This window comes from Aliivibrio kagoshimensis (assembly GCF_050337105.1).
GTDB classification, from domain to species: Bacteria; Pseudomonadota; Gammaproteobacteria; order Enterobacterales; family Vibrionaceae; genus Aliivibrio_A; species Aliivibrio_A kagoshimensis.
On the sequence record NZ_JAKJSQ010000050.1, the window covers coordinates 24,935 to 32,077 of the forward strand.

7 protein-coding genes are annotated in these 7,143 nt (G+C 42.4%); 1 reads left to right on the forward strand and 6 read right to left on the reverse strand.

Annotated features, from left to right (window positions below; translation table 11 throughout):
• Positions 1 to 36: 36 nt before the first annotated feature.
• Both L4C32_RS15025 and L4C32_RS15030 read right to left on the reverse strand, forming a co-directional pair.
• Positions 37 to 756 (reverse strand): YebC/PmpR family DNA-binding transcriptional regulator, encoded by a 720-nt coding sequence (locus tag L4C32_RS15025; RefSeq protein WP_428197706.1) that lies wholly within the window; start codon positions 754 to 756, stop codon positions 37 to 39.
• 131 nt (positions 757 to 887) lie between these two features.
• Positions 888 to 1,091 (reverse strand): DUF3283 family protein, encoded by a 204-nt coding sequence (locus tag L4C32_RS15030; protein ID WP_428197707.1) that lies wholly within the window; start codon positions 1,089 to 1,091, stop codon positions 888 to 890.
• A 140-nt stretch (positions 1,092 to 1,231) separates the two neighbouring features.
• Here L4C32_RS15030 and L4C32_RS15035 point away from each other — a divergent pair, with 140 nt between their 5' ends.
• The gene (locus tag L4C32_RS15035) at positions 1,232 to 2,425 is read left to right on the forward strand and encodes an MFS transporter (RefSeq protein ID WP_428197708.1); all 1,194 of its coding nucleotides are present in this window, start codon (positions 1,232 to 1,234) and stop codon (positions 2,423 to 2,425) included.
• A gap of 66 nt (positions 2,426 to 2,491) precedes the next feature.
• Here the strand turns inward: L4C32_RS15035 and L4C32_RS15040 are convergent, their stop codons facing one another.
• The 4 genes from L4C32_RS15040 to L4C32_RS15055 form a co-directional block, all read right to left on the reverse strand.
• Positions 2,492 to 2,680 (reverse strand): hypothetical protein, encoded by a 189-nt coding sequence (locus tag L4C32_RS15040; protein WP_428197709.1) that lies wholly within the window; start codon positions 2,678 to 2,680, stop codon positions 2,492 to 2,494.
• Between the two features lie 282 nt (positions 2,681 to 2,962).
• Positions 2,963 to 4,447 (reverse strand): cobyric acid synthase, encoded by a 1,485-nt coding sequence (locus tag L4C32_RS15045; RefSeq protein WP_428197710.1) that lies wholly within the window; start codon positions 4,445 to 4,447, stop codon positions 2,963 to 2,965.
• Between the two features lie 4 nt (positions 4,448 to 4,451).
• Complete coding sequence (gene cobU, locus L4C32_RS15050) at positions 4,452 to 4,985, reverse strand: bifunctional adenosylcobinamide kinase/adenosylcobinamide-phosphate guanylyltransferase (RefSeq protein ID WP_428197711.1); 534 nt, start codon at positions 4,983 to 4,985, stop codon at positions 4,452 to 4,454.
• A 106-nt stretch (positions 4,986 to 5,091) separates the two neighbouring features.
• Positions 5,092 to 7,086 carry a replication initiator protein RctB domain-containing protein gene (locus tag L4C32_RS15055; RefSeq protein WP_428197712.1) on the reverse strand — a complete coding sequence of 665 codons (1,995 nt, stop codon included), beginning with the start codon at positions 7,084 to 7,086 and terminating at the stop codon, positions 5,092 to 5,094.
• Positions 7,087 to 7,143 lie beyond the last annotated feature (57 nt).

A 7,143-nucleotide genomic window follows, 5' to 3' on the forward strand; every position in this document is an offset into this window, starting at 1 on the left:
ACCCGGCTTTTTACTGTTTGCTGTCAATCAAATCGACTAGGCAATCTCAGCGTTATGATACACCTGCTGTACATCATCACAATCTTCTAGCATGTCCAAAAACTTCTCGAACTGAGCAACATCATCACCGGTCACTTCTGTCATGTTTTGAGGGACAAACGTGATCTCTTCAACATCAAATTCAATGCCGTCGAACTCAGCAGAGAGGGTACTCTTCACTTTAAAGAACTCTGTGTGAGGGGCATAGACGGTAATTTCACCCTCTTCAAGCTCAATATCACTGACATCAACATCCGCCATCATAAGTAACTCTAAAATCGCTTCTTCATCGTTGCCTTTGAACTGAAAGACTGCTTGATGATCAAACATGTGCGACACTGCACCTGGACCACCAATTTTCGCATAGTTTTTAACAAAGCACTGACGAACATCTTGGAAGGTACGATTGCCATTGTCTGTTAAGCAGTCAACAATAACGCTACAACCACCAGGGCCAAAACCTTCGTAGCGTGCCGGTTCATAATCTTCACCGCCACCACCACTCGCTTTATCTAGAGCTTTATCGATAACATGCACTGGCACGTTGTCTTTTTTTGCTTTCGAGATAAGGTGACGAAGTGATAGGTTGGTATCTGGGTCAATACCACCATTTTTAGCACATACGTAAATTTCTTTGCCATATCTAGAATACACTTTGATTTTTGCGCCTTGGGTTTTCGCCATCGAGGCTTTGCGCACTTCAAACTTTCTTCCCATCTGAATACTCTCTTATTTTGTCTGTGTATCGTTATGCGGGCGATTCTATCAAATTCAGTGCTAACTCGGCTAGTATTGCCGTTGATAGTGAGCGCTTTGTTTAAACAAATTTGATCTTAAATCAATTAACCTTACTGAACGCCCATTTTTCTTTTGTATTTTTCAACACTTTGCTTAAATAACTCACACTCATGCTCGTGTGAAATTTTGCCTGCTTCAAGGGCAAACAACTCATAACCTGCCTTACCATTTTTTACCTGCCAAACCGCATAAGCCGCTTGTTTATCCAGCTCGATTCTATTTTTTTCATCTGGCGGTAATAAAGATAAATTCATAGGTGACTCTACTGTTAATTCGAAGTGGTCAAACTATAACAACTCTGCGTTTAAATACAAAGCTGACGTAACCATTTGTAGCCATATGATTTATTGCTCTTTTATGTTTCAATGTTTACCCCTCTCTATTTGGTATTATTATGAGCCAGCCAACACCTTCACGCTCACTTCCTTGGAACGTATGGCTTTTAGCCTTAGTTCAACCTTTTGTGTTATCCGTTGCAGCAATGAATGTTTTTTTGGGGGGGATTATTGGCACTCAACTTACAGACAACAGTGAGTGGGTGACACTGCCAGTTACCGCTTTAATTCTTGGGGTCTCTCTCTTTATTTTCCCATCGGCAAAAATTCAACAACAGATAGGTCGTAAACACGCTTTTACCCTAGCGGCATTACTCAGCGCTATGTTTGCTTTATTCGCTGGTTATTACATCGAGCAAAGTTCATTCCTTGGTTATGTGATTTGCTGTTTTCTACTCGGTACACAGCTCTCGTTTGTTGGCCAATATCGATTTGCAGCAATTGAAAGCTGCCAACAGAATAACCAGCATGCCAGTGCCGTCAGTGTCGTATTGCTTGGAGGAATATCTGCTGCGATTGTGGGCCCTGAACTGCTCAATATTGGTCAGTTCATTCCCTTATTTTCTGATAAATTTGCCAACGCTTATGTTGCTTTGGCCCTTATTGAGGTTATTGGAGCAACCTTGTTATGGCTGTTTATGAAACCACTTGCCATTAATAGTGAGCAACAAGATCGTTCACCATCAAGGCCATTGAACCTTATTTTCAAGCAGAGATTGTTATGGCTTGCATTGGCCTCTGGTATCACCGCTTATGCTGTAATGGCCTTTCTTATGACAGCAACACCACTCGCCATGCAACATCACGGACATGATATTCAAAGTGCTAAATGGGTCATACAGAGTCACGTACTTGCTATGTATCTTCCCTCACTGTTTACTGCACTTTTAATCCGATACATCGGGTTATATCGACTGATATCCCTCGGAAGCCTCATCATGCTTGCTTGTATTGGATTGGGACTAATGGGTCATACTCTTCATAACTATTGGGTCTCTTTGGTATTGCTTGGTATTGGTTGGAACTTCATGTTTATCTGCGGTACGACACTATTGGCACAGACATATCGTGCTGGCGAGCGTTTCAAAGTCCAAGCCATAAATGATTTTTCGATCACTGCTTTTCAAGCTTCGGGATCTCTAGGTGCAGGGGTTGTGCTTTATTCGAAGGGCTGGGAGTGGATGTTAATGGTGTCAATTCTACCAGTAACGGTACTGCTACTGGCAAATTTAGTCATAAAAAAAGAGCATTAATTGCCCTCAGTTTACAGTGTAAATTAACAAACTAAAGCACTCCTGTGCTTTAGTTTATTATCAGGATCAATGGATTAAACCCATTTCTCGTGCTTCATCTAATGTTAGTCCACTATCTTTGATATCTCTTAACGCTTCGATTCTTCTACGCGCATTCGCTTTATCTTGTAGCTTTTTAGATGATAGTTCTTTTTCCATATCGTATTGAGATGAAATTACCCCAATCTCGTCATGATCAATTGAGTTGATGGACATAGAGACCTCCTAAGACACTCATGTTTGATGGCTCCTTTTTAGCAAACCCCAGATGCCCTGTTAAGCCCCTATTAATCACTTTGTGATCCAGTCGTTATTTATCAAAGTAGCGGTTGATTCGAGTATGATTTAGGTCAAATTCAGGCTGACATTCCTCCCTATTTTCTTGCTTGAATAACCGAAAATAGACGTGAACTGCATCACGAAAAATAGCGGTTGCAGTCAATGAATACGTTGGAAAGATGATCATGGCGGCATCTATTACGTGAAATGTGATTTAGATTATGTTTTGCTAACATTTAACTTGAAGTCAGGCCATAATTTCTTTAAATCCAGTGACTGTTCAATAGCATCCGCGATTTGATTGATCCCTTCTTCTCGTAAGGCCGAAAAATTCACAGGATCCACATGGCACAAACCCGCCCATTTCAATAATGCCGTGCAAGCTTGTTCTGATTCAAACATTCCATGTAAATAGCTGCCTAATATCTGATTCCCATCATCTAAGGAGCCTTCAGCGCCTTTATTTAGCCATAATGGTGCAGAGGTGGGGAGCACACCAGAAGTCTCACCAGCATGAATTTCATAGCCCTCTATGGGCACAGGTGTTGCACCAAGCAATCTCAGCTCACCTTGCACTTTTTTCAGCTGCTTGCTGCGTGTTAATTCAGTGCTGATCTCTAAATAACCTAATCCTGGTGACTCACCCACCTCTCCTTCAACACCGTACGGATCACTGATCAAGGAACCAAGCATTTGATAACCACCGCAGATCCCAATGACCTTACCGCCTAGACGAACATGACGCTGAATCTGTTTATCCCATAATTGAGATCGAAGAAACGCCAAATCCGACCGAACACTTTTACTTCCCGGAACAATGATCAAGTCAGCTGGGGGTAAGGGTTGACCTCTAGGAATGAACTGTAGATCAACATTCGGGTGCATTCTCAATGGATCAAAGTCTGTGTGGTTACTGATTCTCGGCAAAACGGGGACCACTACCTTTAATTTTTCGCCTTCACCCAAGGTTTGATGAATATTAATCGCATCTTCAGCTTCAAGCATTAGGCCGTGTATATAGGGGATAACCCCAATCACAGGCTTGCCCGTTTTTTTCTCTAACCACTCTAAACCGGGCTCAAGGAGCGCGATATCACCTCTGAATCGATTAATAACAAAACCAACGATGCGGTGTTGTTCTGAAGCAGAAAGCAGCGCCAACGTACCATAAAGGTGGGCAAAAACACCTCCTCGGTCAATATCAGCAACAATGATCACTGGGATGTCAGCCGCTTCGGCAAACCCCATATTAGCTATATCATGCTCTCTGAGATTGATCTCCGCTGGGCTCCCCGCTCCTTCAATCACCACTGTTGTAAATTTCTGCTGTAGACGCCCAAATGAATCCATCACATCATTGATCAAGAAGGGTTTATACTGATGGTATGCCATCGCATCCATGTCGTGCCTAGCTCTGCCATGAATGATCACTTGCGCGCCAATATCTGAATTGGGTTTTAATAACACAGGGTTCATATCTGTTGTTGGCTCGATATTACACGCATACGCTTGCACTGCCTGCGCACGCCCTATCTCTCCGCCGTCCTCGGTGACCGCACTATTCAATGCCATGTTTTGCGGTTTGAAAGGAGCGACATTGATACCATTTCTCGCTAACACCCGGCAAAGTCCCGCCACTAACACACTTTTTCCTGCATCAGATGTGGTTCCTTGAACCATCAAGGCTTGTGTAGATAGCTGCATTATTTTACTCGTTTTTATCAGATTTAGTCGGCTTTAATATTTGGGGGATACCCGCAGTAACAAAGATAAATTGATCACTTATTTCAGCAATCTGTTGGTGAAGCCACCCAGCTTCATCTACAAAGCGTCTTGTCAGTTCACCAAGTGGAACGATCCCCTGCCCCACTTCATTTGAGACAAGAATTACCATCCCATCAGTCTCACTAAGGGCAGTTAATAAATCCCTTTTATATTGTGACCAATCAATTACCTCAGTGAGTAAGCAGTTCGTCAACCAGAGGGTTAAGCAATCAACAATCACACATTGACCATTTTGAGCATACTGTTTGATTACCGATGTAAGATGCAGTGGCTCTTCAATAACATGCCAACTAGCAGGACGAGAAGCCTGATGGTGAGCAATACGTTGCACCATTTCATCGTCGTTACCAGTCGCTGTAGCAATATAGGTTACGGGTAATGATGACTGTTGTGCTAGCTTCTCAGCATAAGAACTTTTTCCAGAACGTGCACCACCTAAAACAAACTCTACACTCATATTGTCTCACTAAATTTTGATTGCTAGATCGGAAAGATGATCAAGGAGTAGATGCAAAAACTGCGAGCATTTCGCTCGCAGTTCACGGTAACCCCAAAACTGTAAGTTAGTGCTCACTAGCCACTTCATCCATGACAGAAAGGACATCTTTATTGATATTCCCTTCAAAAACTTGCTTACAAATTTTTCTTCTAACCGCCAGTCCTGAAATCAACCGTTCAATTGAGAGGTGCTTACCACTTTTTTGATCATTATACAGCTCGACAGTTCGACTCAACATTTCATAAGTCATTGGCTCACCGCTGACACGTAACCAATCGAGTTTCTCAATCAGGCCACGGCACTCTTCTAAAATAGCGGACACTGGGTGTCCAGTCATTGCAGAAAGAGCCGTAATGCTGCGCTGAAGCGCCTCTTCAGACGTATACTTTGATAGGGTGATCGTCAGCTCATCCGCGTTGATCTCAACCAAATGTTTTCTCTGTTTTACACGCCGACCTAAACGGCTGCTGCCCGTTTTCTCTTTACGCTGAATCGGTTCAAATTCACCATCAATGATCTCTGACAATTCATCCAATTTCTGTCTGGGTATGATTTCATTACGTAGTGGGTTTGGTAGGGTTGGCGCCATGTTACGTTTGCCCGCGTTAGTCGTTCGTGCTCGAGAGTAGCGAATGACTTCTTCAGGATCACAACGAATATCAATCTGGTAATCGGAGTGTTTTCCATCAGAATCTAACTGTTCTACCGTCAAGTGATAACCCCAAAGGTTGACAGCAAAAAGGGTATCAGCAACCGTTTTCTCAGACAGTTTTTTAAGTTCACGGATCAGATCTATCGAAAAACGTCTCCATTCGATGTTTCTAGCCAATTTTTGGTTTAATTCACTCAACAGCATAGAATCAGACATTCGACGCGACAGACGGCTTCTGAAGAACGTATAGAGCTGAAATACCAAGGTATGTTGGCGCAGAATTTCAGGAGGGAACAAGAAAAAGTAATCTTTGGTTAATAATTCGTCAAAAAATGATGGTTCCCACACCAGAATATACAAGTTGGGTTTTATCTTGATCTCACCATCATCGCCCTCTCTTGGGGCTTCATCTGATGCAGTGATCGTTCTTGCTAAGAATCTAAATCGATCACTCTTAAACCCTTCAGGCATGTTTTCACTTAGCCATCGACCAGTGAGTTCGTGCAATTGGAAGTCAGTGTATTCAATGCGGTCAATACTGTCACGAATCGAATCTCTAGCCGGCCCACTGTCTTTTTTACCACGAAGTGCAAGGATATCGGTGATGTAAATTGGGGTTTTATTTGCCATCACGCGGTTTTGAATTTGGTACTCTTCTTGATGATAATCGTGATATTGAACGGTAAGTGTAAACAGCGCAAAGAGTGTCATTAAGTCATCAACTGTCATGATGTTTTTAGAAGATCGTGTCTCAATGACTGCTTTGGTCCCTGAAATTGATACCATGGACTTCTGATAACTTTTTCTTGTTCTAGGTGGAGCTAGCGCTTGATCGATGATACCAGCCCAGTTGGTAGGAGAAACAACAAATTGTTCCGCTTCGTCTCTCATCGAAGGGGGTGTACCTAAGCCGTGCTCATTTAGAAGGCTATGATTTACCTTAGTTTGTGCCAATGCTTTTGATCGTTTTTGGCGATCTTGAGCATCACTCTGCTCTGATCGTAAACTGGTGGATCCTAATACAGAAATCAATTGAGAAGGATTGACAAATTTATGCAGCATCGTTTTGCCTGCAAGTCCGTGATCAAACTTAACTGGGTACTGTTTGAATAGACCAATATTGACCGCCGTTCTTAACCGTTGCTGGATAGCTGCTCGGGTTAAATGTCCATCGGTAGCATCAATAATTTCAGTGGTTGAAACCATACCATCTTTGCTAGAAAAGCCTTGCAATGAAATGAGGTTAAGCAATTCTGAAATGCTTTTTGTCACTCCTTTAAAATGTTGGTATTGATTAATCCAATCGACCACGTTGTTGTGTATCTCAAACAGGTGACCATCCTTGTGAGATCGTGGCAAAGGTATGTGGATCTTCTCTTTGGCTTCAGTTTTAATTTTATTATCCATATCTCATCAAGCGTAAATTTGTCCTATTTCCGTAAATATTAATCTAAAGTTCTTAAG